The 24,805-nt window shown below is 24.7% G+C and carries 20 protein-coding genes; 13 read left to right on the top strand and 7 right to left on the bottom strand.

Annotation, left to right across the window (positions count from 1 at the left end):
- The first annotated feature begins 1 nt into the window (after position 1).
- From T523_RS05980 to T523_RS05960, 5 genes are all read left to right on the top strand, one after another.
- Complete coding sequence (locus tag T523_RS05980; protein WP_042708018.1) at positions 2-2,134, top strand: phage tail protein; 2,133 nt, start codon at positions 2-4, stop codon at positions 2,132-2,134.
- Positions 2,135-2,152: 18 nt separating this feature from the next.
- On the top strand, positions 2,153-3,907 hold the full coding sequence (locus T523_RS05975) for an Ig-like domain repeat protein (RefSeq protein ID WP_042708017.1): 1,755 nt from the start codon (positions 2,153-2,155) through the stop codon (positions 3,905-3,907).
- Positions 3,908-4,199: 292 nt separating this feature from the next.
- Positions 4,200-5,003, top strand: coding sequence for a class II glutamine amidotransferase (locus T523_RS05970; RefSeq protein ID WP_042708016.1), 804 nt, complete (start codon positions 4,200-4,202; stop codon positions 5,001-5,003).
- Complete coding sequence (locus T523_RS05965; RefSeq protein WP_042708015.1) at positions 4,997-6,391, top strand: glutamate--cysteine ligase family protein; 1,395 nt, start codon at positions 4,997-4,999, stop codon at positions 6,389-6,391. Before T523_RS05970 ends, T523_RS05965 begins: the two co-directional genes overlap by 7 nt.
- 16 nt (positions 6,392-6,407) lie before the next feature.
- Positions 6,408-7,844 (top strand): glutamate--cysteine ligase, encoded by a 1,437-nt coding sequence (locus T523_RS05960; RefSeq protein ID WP_042708153.1) that lies wholly within the window; start codon positions 6,408-6,410, stop codon positions 7,842-7,844.
- A 198-nt stretch (positions 7,845-8,042) separates the two neighbouring features.
- Here T523_RS05960 and T523_RS05955 read toward each other — a convergent pair whose 3' ends face one another.
- From T523_RS05955 to T523_RS05945, 3 genes are all read right to left on the bottom strand, one after another.
- Positions 8,043-8,951, bottom strand: coding sequence for a cation diffusion facilitator family transporter (locus T523_RS05955; protein ID WP_042708013.1), 909 nt, complete (start codon positions 8,949-8,951; stop codon positions 8,043-8,045).
- A gap of 588 nt (positions 8,952-9,539) precedes the next feature.
- Positions 9,540-10,652, bottom strand: coding sequence for a pyridoxal phosphate-dependent aminotransferase (locus T523_RS05950; RefSeq protein ID WP_042708012.1), 1,113 nt, complete (start codon positions 10,650-10,652; stop codon positions 9,540-9,542).
- Between the two features lie 204 nt (positions 10,653-10,856).
- Entirely contained in the window at positions 10,857-12,416 is a 1,560-nt protein-coding gene (locus T523_RS05945) for a radical SAM protein (RefSeq protein WP_042708010.1), read from the bottom strand.
- 282 nt (positions 12,417-12,698) lie between these two features.
- Here T523_RS05945 and T523_RS05940 point away from each other — a divergent pair, with 282 nt between their 5' ends.
- The 3 genes from T523_RS05940 to fwdF all read left to right on the top strand — a co-directional run bounded on the left by T523_RS05940 (position 12,699) and on the right by fwdF (position 14,439).
- Positions 12,699-13,157 (top strand): phosphopantetheine adenylyltransferase, encoded by a 459-nt coding sequence (locus T523_RS05940; protein WP_042708008.1) that lies wholly within the window; start codon positions 12,699-12,701, stop codon positions 13,155-13,157.
- 86 nt (positions 13,158-13,243) lie between these two features.
- The gene (locus T523_RS05935; RefSeq protein ID WP_042708007.1) at positions 13,244-13,435 is read left to right on the top strand and encodes a 4Fe-4S binding protein; all 192 of its coding nucleotides are present in this window, start codon (positions 13,244-13,246) and stop codon (positions 13,433-13,435) included.
- 17 nt (positions 13,436-13,452) lie between these two features.
- A complete protein-coding gene (fwdF, locus tag T523_RS05930) occupies positions 13,453-14,439 on the top strand; it encodes a tungsten-dependent formylmethanofuran dehydrogenase subunit FwdF (protein ID WP_042708006.1) in 987 nt (328 codons plus the stop codon).
- Between the two features lie 375 nt (positions 14,440-14,814).
- Here fwdF and T523_RS05925 read toward each other — a convergent pair whose 3' ends face one another.
- Positions 14,815-14,994 carry a hypothetical protein gene (locus tag T523_RS05925; protein ID WP_042708005.1) on the bottom strand — a complete coding sequence of 60 codons (180 nt, stop codon included), beginning with the start codon at positions 14,992-14,994 and terminating at the stop codon, positions 14,815-14,817.
- Between the two features lie 66 nt (positions 14,995-15,060).
- Positions 15,061-15,264: a class III signal peptide-containing protein gene (locus T523_RS05920; RefSeq protein ID WP_394296273.1), complete on the bottom strand. Its 204-nt coding sequence runs from the start codon at positions 15,262-15,264 to the stop codon at positions 15,061-15,063.
- Positions 15,265-15,605: 341 nt separating this feature from the next.
- Here T523_RS05920 and T523_RS05915 point away from each other — a divergent pair, with 341 nt between their 5' ends.
- Both T523_RS05915 and T523_RS05910 read left to right on the top strand, forming a co-directional pair.
- Entirely contained in the window at positions 15,606-16,919 is a 1,314-nt protein-coding gene (locus T523_RS05915; RefSeq protein ID WP_042708004.1) for a hypothetical protein, read from the top strand.
- 287 nt (positions 16,920-17,206) lie between these two features.
- The gene (locus T523_RS05910) at positions 17,207-17,926 is read left to right on the top strand and encodes a metal-dependent hydrolase (protein WP_042708003.1); all 720 of its coding nucleotides are present in this window, start codon (positions 17,207-17,209) and stop codon (positions 17,924-17,926) included.
- A 361-nt stretch (positions 17,927-18,287) separates the two neighbouring features.
- Here the strand turns inward: T523_RS05910 and rqcH are convergent, their stop codons facing one another.
- Positions 18,288-20,273 (bottom strand): ribosome rescue protein RqcH, encoded by a 1,986-nt coding sequence (gene rqcH, locus T523_RS05905; RefSeq protein WP_042708002.1) that lies wholly within the window; start codon positions 20,271-20,273, stop codon positions 18,288-18,290.
- A 420-nt stretch (positions 20,274-20,693) separates the two neighbouring features.
- Here rqcH and T523_RS05900 point away from each other — a divergent pair, with 420 nt between their 5' ends.
- Positions 20,694-20,984 (top strand): EMC6-like membrane protein, encoded by a 291-nt coding sequence (locus T523_RS05900; protein WP_042708001.1) that lies wholly within the window; start codon positions 20,694-20,696, stop codon positions 20,982-20,984.
- A 416-nt stretch (positions 20,985-21,400) separates the two neighbouring features.
- Here the strand turns inward: T523_RS05900 and T523_RS05895 are convergent, their stop codons facing one another.
- Positions 21,401-23,197: a DUF2070 family protein gene (locus T523_RS05895; RefSeq protein ID WP_042708000.1), complete on the bottom strand. Its 1,797-nt coding sequence runs from the start codon at positions 23,195-23,197 to the stop codon at positions 21,401-21,403.
- Positions 23,198-23,444: 247 nt separating this feature from the next.
- Here T523_RS05895 and T523_RS05890 point away from each other — a divergent pair, with 247 nt between their 5' ends.
- Together T523_RS05890 and T523_RS05885 are read left to right on the top strand one after the other, a co-directional pair.
- Positions 23,445-23,966: a FumA C-terminus/TtdB family hydratase beta subunit gene (locus T523_RS05890; protein ID WP_042707999.1), complete on the top strand. Its 522-nt coding sequence runs from the start codon at positions 23,445-23,447 to the stop codon at positions 23,964-23,966.
- Positions 23,967-24,463: 497 nt separating this feature from the next.
- A complete protein-coding gene (locus T523_RS05885; RefSeq protein ID WP_042707998.1) occupies positions 24,464-24,784 on the top strand; it encodes a hypothetical protein in 321 nt (106 codons plus the stop codon).
- The last annotated feature ends 21 nt before the right edge of the window (positions 24,785-24,805 follow it).

The raw sequence follows: 24,805 nt of genomic DNA, 5'->3' as shown, positions 1-24,805 counted from the left end.
TATGGGTTTTACAGTACTTGTATTAGACCAAAATGAAAACCCTTTGGAGTATCTTGATAGTGAGGTTCTTGAAATATCCCAAACAAGTGAAGTGGGAGAGTTACAAACACTCTCCATCACCTACCCCTTGGATGATGAAAATATCAACAAAACAAGAAACTTATTCAAAATAGGAAACAAAGTTTGGGTTCCAGGTACAAACGGATTAGACCCATGCCTTTACGTAATCTCAAACAGCACAAAATATGATTATTGGGATAAGAATCATATTGTAATTGAATTAGAAGAAGTACTAGTAGAATTAAACTATGTTGAGCTATTTCAACAATATTCAGCTGAAACAAAAACAATCAACAGAACACTACTTGAAGAACAGTTCGGGAAATATTACAATATCGGAAATGTAGAAACCTGTATGGGTAGCCGTGGAAACGTAGCATTAAATGGTACAATGACTAAGCTTGAACTTTTACGGTACATTGAGGAAGAAACAAGTAATATCTTTAAAACTAGGTATGAAAAAGATAAAGATAAAAACATTATTCACCGTTATTTGGATTTTTTACAGCCGGGGAATGTGGGTAAAGAACATGATACTGTAATTGATTTGTCTTTTAATGCTGAGAATATTGAGTATGAGGTTGATGAAGCTGATACTTACCGTGCTATTGCACCAGAATTCAGCCTCACAAGTAATGTTGCTTCTGTTAGTGCTAGTGCTGGGGTTGGTAGTGTTGTTTCAACAGAAATGACACGGGCAGACCTTCAAAAAGTAATCAATGATTGGAGTAATCTTGCAGTCTCCAAAGGTCAAAATATCCCTATGATTATTGAAAAACAAACCACCACGGATTCTAATGGTAATACTACTGAAAATGAGGTTGTAACAGCTTACTGGGCAGCACCTTTCAGCAAGAAAAAAGGAGACCTATATATCCGCGATGAACTGGATACTGGAGTGGAATATGAGAAGATATATTCAAGACCAGACCTCCCAGACGGAGAGCAGATAACAACCCCCAAAGTAGGGACAATTCAAACCTCAGAAACTAATAATTATGTTATATATAATCGTTGTGCAAATACCTTGATTGATAAAAGATATCCTGAAATTAATTTGAATGTTGATTTAAAAGACTTGGAGCAAGTAACAAGCAATAACAGTGGATTTAGCCTTTATGATAAGGTTTTTGTGAAAATACCTGATTATGCAACTTTAATCCGCGCACAAGTTGAAAAGATTGTGAAAGACCCCCAAATGCCTGGAGAAACAAAGATAACCTTGGGTAATGCTGAAATCGGTACTAGAATTAATCAAATAGCTACTAGTATTCAAGCACAATCAAAGATAACATTAAGAAAAGGTCAAAATGCAACAGCAATCCTAAAAACTGAGAACGGACCCCTTGCGGGGAAGTATTGTAGTATCACGGTTATTAAGGCACAATCAACTACAACAAGTACGAAGACAGAATACACTAATAAGACTACTACAAAGACTGAGACTGTAGATGAATATGCATACAGCCGCTGCGGTGTAAGTAAGGATAAAAAGACTATTATGGCGATTGGTAAACCTTCAACTAGTGCAGAATCATCAAGATACAGTTACAGCTACTGGAAAAGTGTATTCAAGAACCGTTGTCCGCATTGTGGGAATGCTACTCTTGTTTGGGACATTTGGTGGGCTGGAAAAAACACTAACTGGGGTTATTCAAGCTGTAAAGGAAATAGTGAAGGTGGAAGTATAGAAGGACACATCTTCTGTAAGCATTGTGATGCAGACTACGGTTGCGTAGGTGGAAATGAACATTACAGCTGGAGTAAATACAAGCTTACACGTGTTAGTGGTCCTACCCGTAGTAGTGAAGCAGAAGCACAGAAGCTACGTAGTGGGAAAATGACAAAGAAAACCACCACCACCAAGAAGGTTACTACAAAAGAACCGAAAACCGTTACAGTTACCAATACTGATGCTGGTTTTACAAAGGCTTATAGTATGAAAACAGACTCCAATGGTGTTTTTAAGTTACCAATAAACCTTAATAAAGGAGAATACACCTTAAAATTTAATTTTGGTGGAGATATTGAGAATGCAGCTTCCAGTGCAGAAGCAAAACTAATAGTACAATAAAAACGGTTGTGATTAGGTATGAATATTTTAGAGATGATAGTAGCTATTTTTGAAAAATTATTCACAAAAAAACAATACACTGAAGAAAAAGTTGAAACTGTAGATCCAAAAAATGAAACTGAAACTGTAGATCCTAAAAATGATACTGAAACTGTTGAAAATAGTGTTGAAAAAGTTGAAGAAACCACCAAAAAAGTAAAGCTTGATACATATCTAGTAGGTGAAAACATAACAATTACAGAAGACACTTACTATACTTACAAAGTCAAGCTATTAAATAAAAACAATAACAATCCAATACTAAATAAGACAATTCAACTAAAAATTAATGATAAAAATTACATCTACACAAAAAATCAAGACGGAACATACACCTTCCCCATCAAACTCACACCTGGAACCTATACTTTAACATCTTATTTTGATGGTGATGACATATGCAACCCCACAAAAGTAACTACAACAGTTGTAGTTCAAAAGAAAAAACAAACAATCACCCCCAATACTAAAGGAGAATACTGGAACCCAAGATACCTTACTGGGACAAGTCTTAAACAAATAAATAGCTATTTCTGCGCCCCCGTAAGTATAAGTCAAGTCTGGTATGAACTTTATGGTACTGATGAATCACAGACTGAAATATCCCGTTATGCAAGCACTACTGTTGCAGGTACAAGCCACACTGGGATAAATAATGCATTGCAAAAACTAGCAAGCAAATATGGTAAAAAAATCAGTGTTGAGTGGAAGAATTATTCTGATATGAGTCTTCAAGAATTAGCGGAAATCGTTGCAGACCCCAACCGTGCATTAATATTGCATGTTATGTGGCATAATTTGAACAATTGGAACGATAAAGGTGGACATTACACTACACTTGCATGTGTAAACCCCAAAAGCAAGTATGTGTATGAAATATATTCTCTTTCTGGTCCAGAATTAATTAAAAGGTCAGCTGATTATATGAAGACTGTAACCGGGGAGATAAGTCAGCAATCTGTATGTATCATTACAAAAATTGATGAACCTGCAAAGACAACCACAACCACAACCACCAATAATAATAATGGTGGTGTTAAAGGATTATTTGTCAAATCCTCAGATTCTGGAAAAATATCATTCACAGAACTCAAACAAAAAGGATATAATCACATATTCCTTTCACATATGATTTTCGAAGACAGAGGAGAAGAGTATGTAAAGAAATTCCATGAAAAATGTAAAATTATAGGTGCAAAGCTTATAATATTCTACACAACCTATTACAACGGTTCAGGCATGGTTAATCCAACTTCTTCAGAAGCTAAAAGCAGAATACAAAAAATAATAAGTATTGGTAAAAAAGATTGTGTTGATGGAGTCTGTCTTGACTACAACAGACACAATAGTAACAATCATAATGACAATATAATGAATACTATTACATCAAATACAAACAATGTAGTTACTGCACTATCAAACAAAGAAGTATATGCTACTTGTATGTATGAACATCCTGATACTTTGAAAAGTTATTATCATCAAGATATAGGAAAATGGAAAGCAACACCGCTTCCAATGGCTTATAAATATAACTATAATTACACTGACTATAAAATGAATGAAATAAAACAATTAATACAAAAAACAAACAATAAATCTATCTTAATATTCCAAAACTACCTCGGGGATAACAATGTTCGTGATGTTGGATCTAGTCAGTTACAACATGATATTCAATCTTGCAAAGTCAAAGATTATGTGATTTTCCGTTATGGTACTGGAGCTATTTAAATAAAATTTTTATTTTTTTTCATATTTTTTCATCAAAATTTTCAGAAATTTCACAATAAACACACATTACAAGAAAATTTTAAATACTATAAAAAATATAACAATAGTTATATTTAAATTTTTTAATAAACTTTTTAATTAAAGTATCTATAAATTTATTAATTTTAAATTATTTTAATATTCTCAAGTAAAATCTTTATAAGAACTTTGTAGTTATAAATAATTTAAAAGTTTATTTTTAATAAATAAATTTTAAATATTGTTTTAATATAATTTAATATGAGGTAAAAATATGTGTGAATTATTTGCTTATTCTTCTAATAAACCATTTGCAATAAATGAATATTTAAAAGATTTCTATTCTCATTGTAATCATCATCCTCATGGGTGGGGTTTAGCTTTATTAGATTCTTCAAATTATTCTATTTATAAAGAACCTATTAATGCAAGAAGAAGTTTAAAATTAAAAAATATTTTAAAAAATCCAATAATTAATAAAAATGTTTTTGCACATATTAGATTAGCTACAATTGGTGATTTAACTTATTCTAATTGTCATCCTTTTAATAAAAAAGATGACTCTGGTAGAATTTGGACATTAATTCATAATGGAACTATTTTTGATAGTTCTGATTTATGTAAATATTCTATGATTCAAGAAGGAACTACAGATTCTGAAAGAGTTCTAATTTATTTTGTTGATAATATTAATAAGGAAGAATTTAGAAAAGGTAGGAAATTAAATATTAAAGAACGCTTTAACTTATTAACTAATTTAGTTAATAATTTATCATTTAATAATAAATTAGATTTCATGCTTTTTGATGGTGAATATCTTTATGTTCACATGAATTGTAAAGATTCTCTACATTATTTTAAATTTAATAATGGTATAATGTTTTCAACTAAAGCATTAAGTAATGGGAATTGGAAAGATTTGCCTTTAAATACTTTATTATGTTTTAAAGATGGTAAATTATTGTTTAGAGCTGAACCTCATAATAATGAATACATTGAAACTCCAGAACAATTAATCTTTATTAAAAAATTTTTAAGTTCATTAAATGATGTGTCTGAAGGAGATTATGTATGGTAAATAATATTAATACTGAAGATATTAAGAATAAAATTTATCAAAAATTTATATCACCTACTAAAAATAATAATGAGGAATATATTGGAGTTGAAATTGAAGTTCCTATTCTTAATTTAAATAAGGATCCTGTAGATTTTAATGTTGTTCATAAAGTAACTGAATTATTTAAAAATAAATTTCCTTCTTTTGATGTAGAGGGTATAGACTATGATGGAAATATTTGTTCTTTAAAAAATAAAGATAATGGAGATATTCTTTGTTATGACTGTTCTTATAACAATATAGAATTTGCAATGGGTAAAGAAAAAGAATTATTTTCTATTAATGAACGTTTTACTGAGTATTATAAATTTATTAATGAAGAATTTGAAAAAAGGAATCATACTTTAACTGGAATGGGTATTAATCCCTATTGGAAATATAATCTTAAAGAACCTATTCCTAATGAAAGATATTTGATGCTTTATCATCATTTAAAATCTTATCCTAAATATAATGATATTATGTACTTTCATGATTATCCAGAATATGGTTTATTCTCAAGTGCTTCTCAAGTTCAGTTAGATGTTCCTTATGATGAATTATTAGAAACTATTAATACATTTTCTAAATTAGAACCAATTAAAGCAATTTTATTTTCTAATTCTGTTTTTTTAGGGAATAATGAAGATTATCTTTGTTTTAGAGACATATTTTGGGAGAATAGTACTCATGGTATAAATTCACAGAATATTGGTATGTATGATTTTGAATTTAAGAATATTTCTCAATTATTAAATTATTTATCTTCTTTAAATATTTATAGTGTAGTTAGAGATGGTGTTTATATAAATTTTACATCAATGAGTTTATATGAATATTTTAGTAAAGATGAAATTACTGGTGAATATTATGATAATGGTGAGTATAAAACTATTAGATTTACTCCTTCTTTAGATGATATTGATTATGTAAGATCATTTAAATTTATTGATGTTACATTTAGAGGTACAATAGAATATAGAAGTGTATGTACTCAACCGATTTCTGCTTCAATGTCTGTTTCTGCATTTCATGTTGGTTTAAAACATAAACTTCAAGAAATTAATGAACTAATATCTAACTCAGGTTTATATGATAATGCTTATTCACCAACAGAGTTACGTAAATTATTTATTAAAAAGGATCTTCCAAAATTTATTTCTGAAGATAAGTTATATGATTTATGTAAGGATATTGTAGATTTAGCATTCCAAGGTCTTAAGGAAAGAAATTATGGTGAAGAAGTTTTCTTAAAACCAATATATGAAAATATTAAAAATAGGACAAATCCTGCTAAAAGATTATTGTCTTTACTTGATGAAAATATTAGTTTAGAGGAAATTATAAAAGAATATGGTAGTTTATAATAGTATAGGTGATATTATGGAAGATATTTTTAATTTATCTACTGTAAAAAAATATTTTACTGGAGAACAGTTATTAGATGGTTTATTTGGAATTGAATGGGAAGGATTAAGAACTTTAAAAGATGGAACTTTATCTCTTAGACCCCATCCAGAAATATTTGGAAATAAATTAAATAATCCTTATATCACTACTGATTTTTCTGAAAGTCAAGTTGAAATCATTACTCCTGCATTTAATAGTGTTGGAGAAGCATTTCAATTTTTTTCATTTATTTCTGATTTAGTTAATACTTCTTTAGATGATGATGAATATATTTGGTTTCAATCATTACCCTGTATACTTCCAGAATCTAGTAAAATACCTATTGCAAAATATTATGGTAAAAAAGAATTAGCTGAGAAATCTATGGATTATAGAAGGGGTCTTGCAAAAAAATATGGGCTTCGTAAACAATTAATTTCTGGAATTCATTTTAATTTTTCATTTAAAGATAAAATGGTTCAAGAATTTTATAAACATATAATTGAAGACACATTCATTGATATTAATTATAAAGAATTTAAAGATAGCTTATATTTAAAAATTACAAGAAATTATATTAAACATGTTTGGTTTATAATTTATCTTACTGGATGTTCTGTTGCAGCTCATAAAAGTTTTACTGATGAATGTACTAAATTAATGAATCATACTGATAATAAAGGAAGTTTTTACACTGAAGATGGACCTTCTTTAAGAAATTCTTCATGTGGTTATAAAAATTTAGAACCATTATATCCTAGTTATAATAATGTATGTGAATTTACTCGTGATGTTCAAAGTTTTATTGATAAAGGTATATTATCTGAAGCTAAAGAATTATATACTCAAATTAGATTAAAACCTAAAAATCCAAATAAAATGCTTTCATCTTTAAATGAAAAAGGAATTCAATATCTTGAAGTTAGAACATTGGATATTAATCCTTTTTATAAATGTGGTCTTATTCGAAAGGATATGGATTTTTTACATATATTTTTAATATATCTACTTCTCTTAGATGAATCTGATTATGAAAATTGGCAAGAAGAAGCTTTTATAAATGAGATAAATGTTGCTCAATATGCTTATACTCCTGATTTAAAATTATTAAAAGATGGTGAAGAAGTAGATTTTGTTAATTGGGGTTTAGAAATTTTTGAAGGTATGGAAAAAATGGTTTATGAATTTAATATGGATTATTATAAACCAATAATTGTTTCATTGAAAAAAAGATTTCTTAATCCATCTTTGACTTATGGTAAACGTCTTCTTAATTTAATTAAAAAAGAAGGTTTTATTGAAAGTCAAATGAAATTATCTATGAATAATAAGAAAACAAGTGAATATATTATTAATAATACTAATTTATTAAATGATGAAAAATTTAAAAAATATATTCCTATTGCTCTTCAAGGAAAATATTCTAATTAAATGGAAATATTTGAATTAAATATATCAATTAAATAATTACTTAACATATTAAAAATTTAATTGATATATTATCTAATTGTTTTTTTTGCTTTATGTTGTGATAAGTATTTTTATCTGATTTTGGCTTATTTTATAGTTTTGTTAATGGGTATTTTTATCTGATTGTTTTTTGATTTGTTTTATGTTGTGATAAGTATTTTATTCATCTAATTGTTGTTCATGATTATATTTTATTCCATAAGGGCATGCATGAGCAGTAACTCCATGGATAATTTCTATATTATTTTCTATTTTGTCTTGTACTTCATGTGTAATTTTATGTGCCTCAATAATACTTAAATCTGGATTTACAGAAACATGGCAAGTTACTGTAGCATATGAACCAAAAAAATTAACTCTAATATCATGTATTTCAATTGCACCTTCTACTGAATCTCCAACTTTTTCAATTTCTTTAATTAATTCATCTGAAGGAACTTTACCCATAATATTATCAATATTATCTTTTCCAACTTCATATGCAGTTTTTAAAACTAAACATCCAATACATAATCCTATTATAGAATCAATTTTAGTAAATCCTAAATGAGCAATAATTACTCCAATAACAATTGCAAGGGAGGATAATAAATCTACTCTTTGGTGTTTACCATCTGCTATAATTGCTGGGCTGTTTATACTTTTTCCAATTGAGATGATTTTTTGACTCATAGCAATATTTGTTAATATTCCAATTACAGCCATAACACCTGCAAGATATGATGGTACAGTAGATACTTGTGCAAATAATAATTTTCTAATAGCACCACTTATAATTTCATATGCAACTACTGCTAAGAATATTACAATTACAAGACCACTTATTGCCTCTGCTCTTCCATGACCTAATGGATGGTCATGATCTGCAGGTTTGCTTGCAAGTTTAAACCCTATAAAAGCAATGATTGATGTTGCAACATCAGATAATGTATGTGCACCTTCTGCAATAAGAGCATAACTTCCTGAAAATATTCCAACAACTATGTTAAATATTGTAAGAAAACTATTACCTACAATTCCAACCATTGCAGCATTTTTACCGTATTTATCCCGTTCTTGTTTTTTCATTTTTCTTATTTCTCTATAATTTGTTTAGTTTTTAGTTTATTTTTTGTAATATTTAAAAGAATTCTTTTTTAATTGTATAATATAATTTTACTTAATTTTTAAGTGTATAAAAATTTTAAATTATTTTTTTTTATTTATTTTATTGATTTTTTGTATAAATGTTTTTTTTTAAATTATTTTTTTATTTATTTTATTGATTTTTTGTATAAATGTTTTTTTTTTAAATTATTTTTTGTGTATTTTTATTAGATTTTGTATAAATGTTTTTTTTTAAATTATTTTTTGTGTATTTTTATTAGATTTTGTAAAAAAAAGTATTTTTAATTTTTTTATTTTTTATCTAAATATGATTTAATTATGAATATTTACCTTTAAGAGCAATTGAATATATTAATTAGTAAATATTATTTTTAAAAATAAGATTGTTGAAATTATTCTTAATTTTTAGTATAATCTTTCTTAAATCTAATTTTAATCTATTATCTTTAAATTATATAAAAACTAAGAGTTCAACAAATATAAATTATTATTTTGTTTTTATTAAAAATATTTATTAGAGTATTTACTCTAATTTTTTAATTCATGTTTTTATATTTTTTCAAGTATATCCATTGCTTTTTTAATATTATCATATGAATTAGCATAAGACATTCTAACATTTTCTTTTCCCATAGATCCAAAGGCAAGTCCAGGTACTGTAATTACTCCTGCATCTGCAGCTTCTTTAACGAATTTTTCTGGATTTTCAATTTTAGGGAATACATAAAATGCACCTTCTGCTTTTACACATTCATATCCCATATCATTTAATCTACTTAAAATAAGATCTCTTCTTCTATTAAATTCATTAACCATTTTTTTAACTGAGTCTTGTGGTCCTTTTAATGCTTCATATGCTCCTACTTGTGATATTGAACTTGCACATGCTGTAGCATACTGATGTACTTTTAATAGTTCTTTAGTTAAATTTGAAGGAGAACTCATATATGCTATTCTTAAACCAGTCATTGCATAAGTTTTTGAAAAACCATTAATTGTAATTACATTATCACTATATGCTCCAGGTGAATAATGTTTTTTATTATCATAAATAATTTTTTCATATATTTCATCAGATATGATTATAAAATTGTAATCTGTTGCTAATTCAGCTATTCCTTTTATATCTTCTTTATCCATTACTGCACCTGTTGGATTAGAAGGTGAGTTTATAATTAATCCTTTGGTGTTAGGTGTGATTGCTTCTTGTATATCTTCCACTTTAAGTTTAAAATCATTTTCCATTGGTGTATTTACACTTATTGGATTTGCTTCAGATAATTTTACACATGCTTCATATGATAAAAATCCAGGATTTGGTATTAATATATCATCACCTTTTTCAAAAAATGCTTGACAACAATCATATAATGCTTCACTTGCTCCACAAGTTACTATAATATCATTTATTTCTGATTTTATATTGTTATCTTTGTTTAATTTTTTTACAATTTCTTCTCTAAGATTTTCAAAACCTCTGTTTGGTGTATAATGTGTTAATCCGTCATTAATTCCTTTTTTCATTGCTTCTTTGATATTTTCAGGAACATCAAAATCAGGTTCTCCAATTCCAAGATTTATTGCATTTGGGTTTGTATTTTCAAACATTTTTCTAATTTGTGATAATTCTATTGATTTTGTTCTTTTTGTTTTTTTAATCATTTTCACACATCTTTAAATTTTATTATAAAAATTTTTTAATAAGATTATATCTTTTCCTTAATTATTGGGCTTAATAAATAATATTTTATAATTATGAAAATCCTGTAATTTATTAAAAATTTAAATAAATATTTGTAAGTTTTTTTAACTTTTTAATTTGAATCTGATATTATATATTTTATATATTATTTATAATTTAATAAATTATAAACAATTATATTTACAATTATAACATTTATATTCTTCACACCATGGTGTTATTTCATTGTTTTTGATTTTTTCTCTTTCTTCTTTTAAAAAGTCATTATTATATCCTAAATTAATTTTAGACCATGGAAGTTCATCAGAGATATCATAATGAGGAATATATTTTTTCCAAGTATTTGTATTAATTTTATTTTGAATTGAATATTCTAAAAGTTTTGAAATATTTTCTCCTCCACAAGATAATACATATTGTTTTAAACCAATTTTAGCACTATCAAATTTTACATTTACTCCTTTAAGTTCATGTTTAAGATAACGTATCTTTGATTTAATATCATTGATATCATATTCTTCCCATTGTAATGGTGTTTGAGCTTTAGGAATTAATGGATTTATACTAAATTTTATTGAAATTCCTTTTCTTTTTTTAGAATCAATTCTTTTTATATATTCTGCAAGTTCTTTAATATCTTCATTATCTTCATTAGGAAAACCAATAATAAAATATAGTTTTAGATTAAAACCCATTTCTATTGCTAAATTACATATTTTGTCTATTTTTTCATCTGAGATATCTTTATTTATTGAATGTCTAAGTTTATATATAGATTCTGGTGCAATTGTAAGCGTTTTTTGTCCACTTTCTTTTAATGATTTTAATGATTCTTTTGTAATTGTTTCAATTCTCATAGATGGTGTTGATATTTCAAAAGATCTTTTATTTAATTCATTTGTTAATTTATTAATATTGGAGTAATCACTTACAGAAGGAGCAATTAATGCAACTCTATTAAGATTGCTGTTTTTTCTTGCTATTTCACTGATTTCTATTAATTTTTCAAGTGAACTTTCTCTTTTTGGTCTGTATAGATATCCAGACATACAGAATCTACACCCTCTAGAACATCCTCTTGAAACATTTAATAAAATAGCATTTCCAAACACTGGTTTATAATCAGGATTATCTGTATTAATTACTATTGGATATTTTATGTGGTAAGATTCATCCATATCTTCTACAAGTGCAATTTCTGTTTCATTATTGAATTTAGGTATATAAATTCCATCAAGATCTAAAAATTCTTCAAGATGTTCTTTAGGATTATCTAAACTTCTATAAATATCTATAAACTTATTAAAGACTACTTCTCCTTCACCAATTATAAATATATCAATAAATGGACTAAGGGGCATAGGATTTGCAGTAACACATGGACCTCCTGCTATAATTAGAGGATCTTTATCTGTTCTATCTTTACTATATAATGGAATATCTGAAACTGCAAGCATTTTTACTAGATTAAAATAATCTTCTTCAAATTGAATTGTAAAACTTAAAATATCAAAGTCTTTCATTGGACTATTAGATTCAATACTTCTAGTTTTAGGATAAATGATTCTTTCACAATAGGTATCATCAATATCATTTAATAAATTATATAATATTTGATAACCTAATGAAGACATAGCTACTTTATAAACATTTGGATAGATTAATCCAAAACGAATATTAATGTCTTTTAATTTCTTTTTAACTATGTTTTCTTCATATAACATTTTATCCCTTGTTTGAATATTTTTTATTAAACTTTAATCTGCTTTTAATATGTGTTGATGCTTAGTTTTTTTATTTTGGTTTTATTGATAATTAATTTATTTATATTCTTATGATTATATTGAGTAGAATTTTGCATTTATGAGTTTTATTGATAATTAATTTATTTATATCTAATTTTTATTTTATATTTTTTATTAAAATTATAAATTATTTTTTTAAATATATAAAAATTTAAATAAAGCAAGTTACATACTAATTTTAATAATTGATTTAAGGATTTTATGATTAATAAAAGATATAAAAAAGTTGTTGTCGGTGGAACCTTTGATAAGTTTCATTATGGTCATAGAAAATTATTGGAAACTGCTTTTCAATTAGGGGATTTTGTTGAAATAGGGGTTACTTCTGATAGTTTCGGTGGTCTTAAAGGGGATATTGATCCTTGTAAAGTACGTATGCAGAATTTATCTAAATTTTTTAAGGATTATGATAATTTTCACTTATGTAAATTAGAAGATAAATATGGTCCTAGTATTTATGAAGAAGATTTTGATGCAATTGTTGTTACTGAAGAAACAGAACCTACAGCAATTGAAATTAATGAAATTCGTAAGAAAAAATCCATGAAACCTTTGGATATTGTTGTTGTGAGTTTTGTTTTGGCAGATGATAATATTCCTATATCTTCTACGAGAATACGTAATGGTGAAATAGATAAAAAAGGTAATCTTCTTGATTAATTTATTTTATATTTAGGATAAAACCGACATGTTTATATATACACTTCGTTATATTTATTATTAAGAAAATTTTTTATGGTGATTTAATGGCAATTATTATAAATGCAGATAAATGTGGACATATTGAAAATTGTCCTGGTGAAGGTTTATGTATAAAATTATGTGAATCTGGTGCTCTTACTAATGTTGATGGTGATGTATCTGTCGATAATAGTAAATGTGATGAATGCGATTTATGTATTCAAAACTGTCCTAATCAAGCTATATCTAAAGCATAGAATTAAGGGGTATTTTCATGTCACTTGTTAAAAGAGAAGGTGTTGAAAGTAGGGAATTAATTCATGATAATGATAAATGTGTAGGATGTGGAATTTGTGCAGATATTTGTCCTACAGAATCATTAAGATTAGGTCCTATTGTACCTATTGCACGTGGTTTATTAAAAATGGATTATATTTCTTGTAATTCAAAAAATTGTGTATTATGTGGATTATGTGCAAGTGCTTGTCCATTTGATGCTTTATCTTTAAAAATCGATGATGAATTTATTTCTAATATTGAAAATTATCCTGTTTGGCATAATGGTGCAGAAATTAATGAAGAAGACTGTTTATATTGTGAAAACTGTGTAGAAGCATGTCCTAGGGATTCAATATTCTTTAAAAGAGAATTACCTAATCGTAATGACTTACTTATTGGTACTATTGATGTTAATGAAGAAGATTGTATTTATTGTAAAGTATGTGCAGAATTATGTCCTGCTGAAGCAATTAAAATTAGCTCAAATAATGAGTTTGGAATTCCAGATACTATAGAAATTTCTGATGATAAATGTGTATATTGTCAAGTATGTAAAAGGGCTTGTCCTCAAAATGCTATTAAAGCAATTTGTTCAACATGTATGCATCAAGAAGAAATTGAAAAACCTAAAATTACAGGTACAATCTTTATTGAACAAAAATGTGTTAACTGTGGATGGTGTGAGTCTGTATGTCCTGCAGATGCTGTTGAAGTTAACAAACCATTTATTGGTGAGGTATTAAGGAATCCTGAATTAGTATGTAAAGGCGAATCTTGTCATGCATGTCAAGATGTATGTCCATGTAATGCAATTGAGATTATTAATAATGAATCTTCTATTAATCCAAGTTATTGTGTTTTATGTGGTGCATGTGCTAAAGCTTGTCCTCAACATTTACTCACTATTAAACGTAACAGTATGAAATTAGATAATATTCAATCTCCTTCATGGAAAGATATTCTTGGAAAATTAGTTGAATAATTTTTAATTTTAAGATTGTTTTTTCAATCTTTTTATTTCTTTTTTTAATTATTTCTATATTTTAAGATTTAATTTATTTTTTTTTAATTTTAGGGAGTCTTTATTAAAATTTTTAAGAATTTTAATAAGATAGTTTTATTTAAAGATCTTATTTCTATTTTTTATAAAAATTTAAACAGTATTTAATATTTTAAAATTAAATTTAATAGAGTTTATCTTTTATTTTTTATAAAAAATTTATTAGTACTTTAAAATTAGATTTAAACTTATTTTAAAATTATTGATTCTATTAATGGATAAATGGAATGGATATTTCTTTGCTGATTTTAATATTGATTTTTAATTTTAAAATTTATTAATAAGTAGAATATCTATTTACAAATTATTTAATGTTGTATTTCTACCTATTTCAATAAGATTTTTTAATTTAATATTTATATCATTATTTAATTTAAAAATAAATTTTCCAATAATTAAAACAAATATTAATGTTAGGCCTATTAATAAAATCAGTTCTGAACTTATCTGTCCATTTTTATCCTTTTTTATATTCATTTAATCACATATTTTTTATTAATTCTTAATGTTTTTAAGTCTATTTAGATGTATTTAATTTATTAATTATGCAGAAATGTTTTCTCTAAGTTTGTCCATATCAGAACTTGCATTTAATTTATTTGCACTATTTTGGAAGTATGATTTATAAATTAATATTGCAGCTATTGCAATTACAATAACACCACCAAATAATAGGATGTATTCTGCAGCTCCTTGACCATTTTCTTCATTATTTAATTTCTTAATTGAAAATTTTATTTTATTCATTTATAATCACCTAAACTATTTTATAAATAAAAAGGTAATTATATCTTGATTATTTTTAATTTAAATCTCTTTTAAATCTTAATTTTCATCTAAAAATTTTTATTTTTTAGTATTTAAAAAAATTTTCAAGTTTTTAATTTTTTATTATTACTTTAATTTAATTTTTATTTTTTAAATTAAATGATGTTGTTTTATTTATCTATTAAATTATTAAATTTTCAATAAATTAGCTATTTTTTTAATTATAGTAATAAACTTTAAATGTTTATAAGTTATAAATATTATTAATTTAATTTTAATTAGATTATTGTTTTATAAAACAGTTAATGTAGGTGTAGTTTGTGGCTGATTTATTAAAAGTTTTTTCAGGTTTTTTATTACTTGCTATGGGTGTAGCAATTTTTATATTGAATATATTTTATTATTTAAAATCATTTATCTTAATAATTGGATTAATTTTAGCTCTCGCCGGGTTATATTTAATTATTAAAGCAACTAATGTTATATCTATTGAAAATACTAAAGAAATTTTAAATGATTCAACAAAATCTAATACAAAACTTAATAAATTAAATTCTAAAGGAATTACTGACAGTATAAACTTTAATCTCGATAAAAGAAATGTTGAAAGTATGCCTGAATTTAATTTTGATTCATTAAAAAATGCACCAGAACATCTTACTAATAAAGTTGATAACTTTTATGAAGATACTAATGATGCAAGTGATGTAATGTCAAAAGCTGTTTTAAAAGTAAAACCTACTAAATCTAATTATACAAGTAAAACTTATCAATTTACACCTAATTATGAAAGACCTGTAAAAGTTACTCGTCGTCCAGCTAAGAAACAGTCTACTGGCTTTGATGTTTCTAAAATTCCAGAATCAGAAAAAGCTCATGAAATTGATGAAGAATTAGTTAAAACTAATGATGAAGCAATGATTTATAATCAAAATTCATCTAATTATAATGTTCCAAATAGTGATGAGTTTATTGAAGTTCAACATGATTTAAATGATAATGATGAAGATTATGGAGTATATAATGATTTTGATTTAGATGATTCTGAAATTTATGGTGAACCATTTGAGTTAGATAATACAGTTAATGATATAGAATCAAAACCAGTTAGCTTAAGTAAACCTAATAAAACTAATGATGATGAAATTAAAATTGATCCTAATAATCCAGAATCTCTTCCAATTCCAAAACTTCTTAAAAGTTATGTTATAAGTCCTGAAGGAAGAATTTCAACTCAAGAAGCATCTGAAAAATTATCTGCTATGGCAGTTAATAATATTTTATTAATTACAAAATCATTAAATGATATGTCTCATAAATTTTTAGATAATTTATCAAATGTTTATACTAGAATAATTGTTGAAGATTTTGATTCTTCTGATTTATCAACAGCTCTTGTCATTAGTTCATTAATTGGTAAAAATGTTGAAATAAGAACTATGCCTGTTTTAGATGCTATCAATTTAGTTATTGATGATTCATATGCTTTAATTGTATCTGATGATGAAACTAATAAAGAGTTCCAATATGGTGCTGTTTATTCTGATAAAAAATCTATTAGTGATATTAAATCTATGTTTGAATCAACATGGAATATAGCAGAACCAGTTAAAGAAGATTTATTTAATAATTAATCTTTTATTTTTTTATTTGAATGTATTTATATTAAGTTTTTTAGATTTTATTTAGTTTTAAATTATGAATAAATATTATACTAAATTTGAAAATTTCAATAAATCTTTTTTATTATTAAATGAACTTCTCTTTTTAAGACTTATTTTTAATATTTTTTTAAGATTCATTTATTTTTATTTTAAATTATTATAATCTTAATGGATTTAATAAAATTAAAATTTTTAAAAAAATATTTATTTTTTTATTTCCATAATTAATATTAATTAAAATATTATGGAGGAATATTATGGAAATTAAATGGTTAGGTCATTCTGCATTTGAAATTATTACTAGTGATACAACTATTCTTATAGATCCATTTATTAGTAATAATCCTGTATGTAGTACACCAGTTGAAGAATTAAATCCAGATATTATTTGTTTAACTCATGGACATTCTGATCATTTTGGGGATTTACTTGAACTTGCTGAAGTTAATAATCCTGTTGTGGTTACTAATGCTGAACTTGCTGTATTTTTACAAAAACAAGGAATTGAAGCAGTTAGTATGAATATTGGAGGTTCAATTTCAGTACGTGATATTAGGATTACTATGTTAGATGCTAAACATTCATCAGACATTGATTTTGTAGAAGAGAATTGTATACCTGGTGGTAGTGCAGCTAGTTTCCTATTTACTTTTGAAGATGGAACTAAAATTTATCATGCAGGAGATACTGGATTATACAGTGATATGGAAAATATTATTGGTAGAATTTATAAACCTGATGTACTTATGGTACCTATTGGGGATAAATTTACAATGGGTCCTTTTGAAGGTGCTTTAGCAACTCATTGGATGTCACCAAAAGTAGTTATTCCAATGCATTATAATACATTTCCTGCAATTGAACAAGATCCTGTAGTTTTCTCTAATTTTGTAAAACAATTAAATCCATCTATTGATGTAGTTATTATGAACCCTGGAGAAACTTATGAGGTTCCAGATTTTAATGATGAAGATTAATTATTTCTTTATTTTAAAAATTAGTAATTCTTAAATAATATTTTATTAATTTATTTTATTAAAATATTATTTTAATTAATTTTAAAATCTTTAATAATTTATTTATAACTTCTTATTTTTAAGTAGAAATTTAAATTACTTAAAAATTTTATTATTTTATAAAAATTAGAAAGATTACTTTGATATTTTATTTTTAAAATTATTTCATATTTAGGACAATTAAATTTTTTTTATTTTTTTAAAAACTTTAAATTTAATTTCAAGCTTAAATAATATATATTATTATAAAAAATAAGATTTTAACAGATATTTGATGATATTAAAAATTTATTTTAAGAATTATAAATTCTTAAAACTATTTTTAGTAATAATCACATTTGCCCGTTGGTAGAACTTTTACAATATCATCTAAATCAAGAATATTGTCTTCATTTATTTTAGATAATATACTTTTTGCCATAGCTTCTTTTTTAGTAAAACCAGGTTTTATTAAAACATATTTATTAGTTTTTGCTTTTACTGCATCTTCTGGTCCAGCCATAACTCTTTTTCCTTCATAATCTACAATTCCAATAGCTATTTTTAATTGTGCACTATGAACATAGTTTCTATGACCTCTTATAACAAATGAACCTTTAGGTAAAAATTCTCCAGATTCTGGACTTTTACTAACTTGGTCTGGTTCTACCCAATATACATCTTGTGTAGAATATCCATCTTTCCAAGCAGATGAAAATGATGCTGTGAATATTGCAGATTCTTTTAATGTTTGTTCATCTATTTCTTTTCCTTGTAATTTTACTGCTATTGATGGTGCACCATGTATATCCGCATGCATATAAATATCATTATTGTCTAAGTGTTTTTTTACAATATTTTCATTACTATTTGCATCACGACCTCCAATTACTAAGACACCTGTAGAACTTATAAACCATCTAAATTTTTCAAACCATTTTAATTCTTTTTTAACTCTTTTCTTAATTGTAGTAATATTTTTCATAGCTATTTCTTTTTTATCTTGCATTTGTTTTAATTGTTTTTTAGTATTTTCAATAGCTATATTTGCACCTTTAATTTTATGTTTTGCTTTTTTAGCTTTTTCATAGTAGGTTTCAGCATTTTCATTTATTTTTTTACGTGTATCAATATTAATTTGTATATTATCAAATTCAACAGTCATAGCCCCCATTTTATCAAGTGATACAAAGTTTTTCGTTGCTTTAAGTCCATCTTTTTTAGCTTTTTTCAGTCTTTTATTAATTTCTTTATAGGAATAATCTTTATCTCTTGCAGCTTCAATTACATTAATAAGGGATTCAATTTCAGTATAATTAGAATAAATTAATTCTCCTTTTTTCTGTGATTTTTTTATTGTTTCATGAAAACCTTGGAGTGTTTCTTCTTGTAATTTAAGCCTTTTTTCATATTTTCCAACTTTTTTATTCCAAATTTTTTCTTCTTCATTACTTATAGTTTCATTAATTTTTTTAGAATAAAATTCATCACATGCTTTATTAAAGTTTTCAAAATATTCATGTTTAAAATCATGATATTTTTCAAGTTCAATAGGTACTACATCTTCTTTTTTACCATTAACAATTTCTGGTTTAATTTTACCTTCTTTTAATGGTTCAAATATTAATTTAAAACTTTCATAAATATCATCAATATCAGAATTACTTAAATCATTTGGATTAATTTTTTTATCAATTTCATCTAAGTTTTTATTTTTTCTTAAAATATTAGTTCTTAATAAAATCTCTTCAGCATATAAACTTCCAAGACCATTTTTAGCAAGAGTCCTAATTAAATCATCTTCAGAATTATTTAATAATTCTTTTAATTCTTCTTCTTTAATGGTTAGTGGGTTTATAGTATTTTCTGGAGGATATTTATATTCCTTATTAGAACTTATATCTCTATTACTCCATGATTTCCTTTTAAGTGGCATTATTATATTTTTTTCTTCGTCTAATAATATTATATTTCCTTTTGAGAATAATTCTATAATTAAACTATATTTTTGTTCTTTTTGCATTGTAATTTCAACGATACGATCAAAACCATGTTGTTTAACACTTACTACATTTGCTCCACTTAATTTTTTTCTAAGTAACATTGGAAATGATGGTGGTTGTGTTGGGTTTTTAATAGGATATTGTGTTTGATGTATTCTTTTTCCTGCTTCCATTACAATATCTATTCTTCCATACCCTGCTTTGTGAAACTTCATAACTACAATATTCTTTGTAGGTTGATATGATTTTTCAACTCTAGATCCTTTAAGTAGATTGTTTAATTCATGAGTAATAGCATAGATATCTACATTAGTCATTGTTTTCATATTTAATCCTTCTTTAGTTATATTTGGTTTTAAATCTTGTTTTTTATAGTTTATATTAAATTTTAATGTTATTTAATTTTGAGTTTAAATTGAATTTATAAAGTTTATTTTAATTATTAAAACATAATAATCTTATTAATTTAAATTTTTAAAATGTTTTTTATTTTTATTAACATAATTTAATTTTTATATTTAAATTTTTAGAAAATATACTATTTTTATTATTTTTAAAAAATTATATGATAATTGGATATTTAAATAACATATTTTAAATATGATTACATAAATATTCTTAATAGTATAAATATTATATCGATTTTTTTTTAAAATTTGTCTTAGAATTATATAATATTATTATAGATATTAGTTATTATTATAATTATTATTTTAGATTTTTAATTTTATAATTGGAGGAATAAAATGGATAATATTCAAAAAATTACTGGTATTAATCTTATAACTGGTGTTATTTGTGGAATTTTATCTGCAATGTTTTCTTATGGGACTTTAGGTCTTAAAAATGAGGTTCTTGCTTCTATTTTAGGTATTGTTGTTGCATACTTTATTGGTAAATGGTGTATGAATAAATTTCAAGATGACATTGAAAGTTCTAGAGATTATTTTGGTAAAGGAATTTTCCCATTTGCAGTTGGTTGGTTTATGTTATGGGTTCTTTGTTTAAGTTATGCTAAATTTTTACCATTTATGTAAATTTATTCAATTTTTTTAAATTTTTGTTTGTGTATTTATTAACTTTTTTCATGTTTTTTTTAATTTTAATTTTGTTTTTTTTATTTTAGGCTTTTCATGTTTTTATTCGTGTTTTTTTTTATTTTAGGTTTTTTTGCGTTTTTTATGTTTGTTTGTGTTTTTTATTATTCTTATTTATAGATTATTATTTTTTTTAAATAAATTAAAAATAGTTTCTTAATTAGAATATTAATCATATAATAAATTGGAAAATGGTTTTTTAATTAGAATATTAATGAAAATGGTTTAGTTAAAATATTAATTATAAAAGAATATTAAGGAAAAATGCTTTAGTTAGAATATTAATTATAAAAGAATAATTAGGAAAATCTAGTTAAAATTTAAAAGAATAATAAATTAAAAAAATAGTTGGTTAGTTAAAATACTAACCATATTATAAAGAATAATGAAAGAAGGAATGTAATTGGTGCAGTAAATTTACTTATTTGTACAGTTGAACTTATTGTTGATATAAGTTCAGTTGCATTATTTGGTCCAAATGTTCTAAGATTTTTAATATCTTCAACTGTACAGCCAACTTCTACTTCTTCTAAATCTTCCAATGCTTCTTTAATTGTTTGTTTAACATATTTTATTATTGTTTCTCTTTTGGATAATCCAATCGGATTGTATCCTCTTGAAATGGTATTTACAGAATGTGTATCTGTAGTCATTACTTCTCCTTCATCTATTCCAAGTTTTTTAATTTCATCAAGAATTTCTTTTCTAAATCCAATTTCCATATTATTTGAATCAAATAAGATATATGCAGTTTTTTGTCCTGCAACATCTATAATCATAGTTTTTACACCACTTTCTCCAACACCATTATTTTTATCAAGTGTTTCCATTAAACTTTGACTACATCCAATTTTAATATCATCATATTCTTCTTCTTTTTTAATTTTATCAATAGTGTCTAATAATTCAAATACTCTTGGATTACCTGGTAGGACTCCACCAGACTCTTCTGTAAATGAGTTATGGCAATCAACTATTATTGCAGATTTTGTGTTGAAATTTTTAGATGCTTGTACCATCATTGTAAGTCCTACACTAAATTCTATATCGTCACTACCTTCTGGTGCAAAGGTGGATAATAATACTATTCCATCATTAAAGAATTGCACACCAATATTTGCAGATTTATTGCTATATCTTATAAATTTACTAGCTTTAGAGGAATATTCTATTTTATTTATTCCATTTCTTATAGCATCTTCTATTTTATCAAGTTCATTAATACTTGTTGGATTAAAGTCATGTGTAGAAGGTCCATGAGCAACCATTGTAAAAGCTTCAAACCTATTTGCAATATTTGTAGGCATATTTCCACCACCAATATTACCAAATGGTCCAGGATGTACTGAAGGACTTATAAATAATGATTTTATTTTACCTTCTTTATTTCTAAAACTTATGATACTTACATTAGTATCAATATCTTCACCAGTATAAGATAAGGTATTTTCTAAATCATGGGATCCTTCATTCATATGTTTAATAAAAAGACTTATTAATTCAAGCATATTTATGTTTAAGTTCTTTTTTAATGGTGCTGCTGATGTTTTAATAAAGAGATAGATTGCAATTAAAAATATAACAGATCCAATAAATACTTTAGCAAACATCATTATTACAAGATTAACACTTATTAGATTTAAACCAGTATTACTTATAGATAATAATATGAGTATTATTAATGGTTGTATTAATGCTAAGAATGCTGATTTAGTAAGGCTAATTAATGTTGAACTCCAAAATACAAGGAAACTAAATGAAAACATAATAATACAAGCAAATTCTATTGCACTAACATATGTATTAGGATCATTTCTAATAATTACACTTAGGACTGTGAAAAAACAGATTCCCACACAATTTAATAAGCATAAAAACATAGAATGTTTATTTTTAAGGTTTATTCCATGCATTGAATGATTAATCTTTTGATTAATAAAACCACATAAGATTGCACTAATACCAAATATTATAAAATAAAATACTCCACTTCCAATTATTTGCATAAAGATATTTCCTTTATGAGGACTTAATAAATCAATAATAACTCCTGTTATGAAGCTTATTAAACTTATTCCTATAATGGATGTTTTAATATTTGGAAGTGTGGTAATATATTTTGATAAACTTGCTACACTACTCATACTTGACATTTTATTTCCTCTAAACTTTTATAACAATATTAATTTTAGAATTTAAATTAAATAAATTTTATTTGTTTAATTTATATCTTTTTGTAATTTGTTAATATTTATATTTTTTATATTATTCATCATCTTTTTAAAAATTTTTATATTTATTAAATTATATAAATTAATTAAGTAATTATTATATATTTTAGAAAGTATTAAACTTTTATAAAATTAAATTATTTAATAATGTATTAAATGTGGTGATTTAATGATTGATTTAACTACTCCAATTCATTCAGAAGATGTTAAAGATTTAAAAGTTGGAGATGTAATTAATGTTTCTGGTACAATATTCACTGCTCGTGATCAAGCTCATAGACGTATTGTAGAAGAAGGAGAACCATTTAGTTTAGATGGTAATGTAATATTTCATGCTGGACCAATTATAAGAAAAAATGGGGAAAATGATTATGAAGTTGTAGCTATTGGACCAACTACTTCTATGAGGATGAATCCATATGAAGCAGATGTTATTGATAAAGGAGTAAGACTTGTAATTGGTAAAGGTGGAATGGATGATACTGTTCGTGAAGCTTTAGTAAAAAATAATGCAGTTTATGCAGTTGCTACTGGTGGATGTGCTGCATTATATGTTAGTTCTGTTAGAAAAGTAGATAGTGTTACTTGGTTAGATTTAGGTGTTCCTGAAGCAATGTGGGAATTAGAAGTAGATTCTTTTGGACCTTTAATAGTTGCAATGGATTCAGAAGGTAACTCTTTATATGATTAATAAAAATATTTTTTATATTTCTAAAATTTTATAATTATTATTCTATTTATATTTTTGAGCCTTTTGAAATCTTATTATTTTATAATAATTTGAATAATATTATGTCTGTTGAAAACTATTTTTTATAAAATTTTAAATTTAGTTAATACTTGAAAATCAATTTTAAGAAAGTTTATCTATAAAAATTTTGATAATTTCAATAAAATTATAATATTAATACTTAAAAATTAAATTTAAAAAAATTTATTCTAAATATTAGAAAAATTAATAGGATAATAATTAAATTTAAAAAAAATTTATTCTAAAAATTAGAAAAATTTTAAAAATCTTATTTTTTATATAATTTTAAAATTTATATTCATGAATTTATTTATAATTATTTTTTAATTTTAATTTACAACAACATTTATATATTGTAAAAAAATAAAACTAATTAAGATTTAAATTTAAAATTTATTTTACTTAAAAATTATTTATAATTTAAAAATGGTGATAATATGGCTGATTTAAAAGAAGCTGCTGAAAAAAAATATAAATCTAGAATGAGAAAATTTAAAAAAGTTGTAAAAAGTGATGAAGAAAAAGATAAATTTTTCTCCCAATTAGGTGCTTCATTTGAAGTATTTTTACCTACTAAAAACCCTGATGAAATGAGTGATAGTATTTTATTCTACTGTGATCCTGATGGTAAAGTTGTTCAAGGTGAATACTCCTATAATGAAGGAGAAGATTTTGAATCTGTAGATATTAAAGAAAAAGATTTAAAAGTTTTAATTGATGCTTTTAAAGATTTTAAATTAGAATTCTTGGAAGAATAATTTTCTTCTAAAATCTTATAT

The organism is Methanobrevibacter wolinii SH, from assembly GCF_000621965.1.
Lineage (GTDB): Archaea > Methanobacteriota > Methanobacteria > Methanobacteriales > Methanobacteriaceae > Methanarmilla > Methanarmilla wolinii.
Note: the sequence above shows the minus strand (reverse complement) of the source record. Positions and strands in the feature narration are given on the sequence as shown.

Bases quoted from the DNA above. Each gene is read 5' to 3' on its own strand.
- T523_RS05980 (WP_042708018.1), top strand. From the start codon at position 2: ATGGGTTTTACAGTACTTGTATTAGACCAAAATGAAAACCCTTTGGAG.
- T523_RS05975 (WP_042708017.1), top strand. From the start codon at position 2,153: ATGAATATTTTAGAGATGATAGTAGCTATTTTTGAAAAATTATTCACA.
- T523_RS05970 (WP_042708016.1), top strand. From the start codon at position 4,200: ATGTGTGAATTATTTGCTTATTCTTCTAATAAACCATTTGCAATAAAT.
- T523_RS05965 (WP_042708015.1), top strand. From the start codon at position 4,997: ATGGTAAATAATATTAATACTGAAGATATTAAGAATAAAATTTATCAA.
- T523_RS05960 (WP_042708153.1), top strand. From the start codon at position 6,408: ATGGAAGATATTTTTAATTTATCTACTGTAAAAAAATATTTTACTGGA.
- T523_RS05955 (WP_042708013.1), bottom strand. From the start codon at position 8,951: ATGAAAAAACAAGAACGGGATAAATACGGTAAAAATGCTGCAATGGTT.
- T523_RS05950 (WP_042708012.1), bottom strand. From the start codon at position 10,652: ATGATTAAAAAAACAAAAAGAACAAAATCAATAGAATTATCACAAATT.
- T523_RS05945 (WP_042708010.1), bottom strand. From the start codon at position 12,416: ATGTTATATGAAGAAAACATAGTTAAAAAGAAATTAAAAGACATTAAT.
- T523_RS05940 (WP_042708008.1), top strand. From the start codon at position 12,699: ATGATTAATAAAAGATATAAAAAAGTTGTTGTCGGTGGAACCTTTGAT.
- T523_RS05935 (WP_042708007.1), top strand. From the start codon at position 13,244: ATGGCAATTATTATAAATGCAGATAAATGTGGACATATTGAAAATTGT.
- fwdF (WP_042708006.1), top strand. From the start codon at position 13,453: ATGTCACTTGTTAAAAGAGAAGGTGTTGAAAGTAGGGAATTAATTCAT.
- T523_RS05925 (WP_042708005.1), bottom strand. From the start codon at position 14,994: ATGAATATAAAAAAGGATAAAAATGGACAGATAAGTTCAGAACTGATT.
- T523_RS05920 (WP_394296273.1), bottom strand. From the start codon at position 15,264: ATGAATAAAATAAAATTTTCAATTAAGAAATTAAATAATGAAGAAAAT.
- T523_RS05910 (WP_042708003.1), top strand. From the start codon at position 17,207: ATGGAAATTAAATGGTTAGGTCATTCTGCATTTGAAATTATTACTAGT.
- rqcH (WP_042708002.1), bottom strand. From the start codon at position 20,273: ATGAAAACAATGACTAATGTAGATATCTATGCTATTACTCATGAATTA.
- T523_RS05900 (WP_042708001.1), top strand. From the start codon at position 20,694: ATGGATAATATTCAAAAAATTACTGGTATTAATCTTATAACTGGTGTT.
- T523_RS05895 (WP_042708000.1), bottom strand. From the start codon at position 23,197: ATGTCAAGTATGAGTAGTGTAGCAAGTTTATCAAAATATATTACCACA.
- T523_RS05890 (WP_042707999.1), top strand. From the start codon at position 23,445: ATGATTGATTTAACTACTCCAATTCATTCAGAAGATGTTAAAGATTTA.
- T523_RS05885 (WP_042707998.1), top strand. From the start codon at position 24,464: ATGGCTGATTTAAAAGAAGCTGCTGAAAAAAAATATAAATCTAGAATG.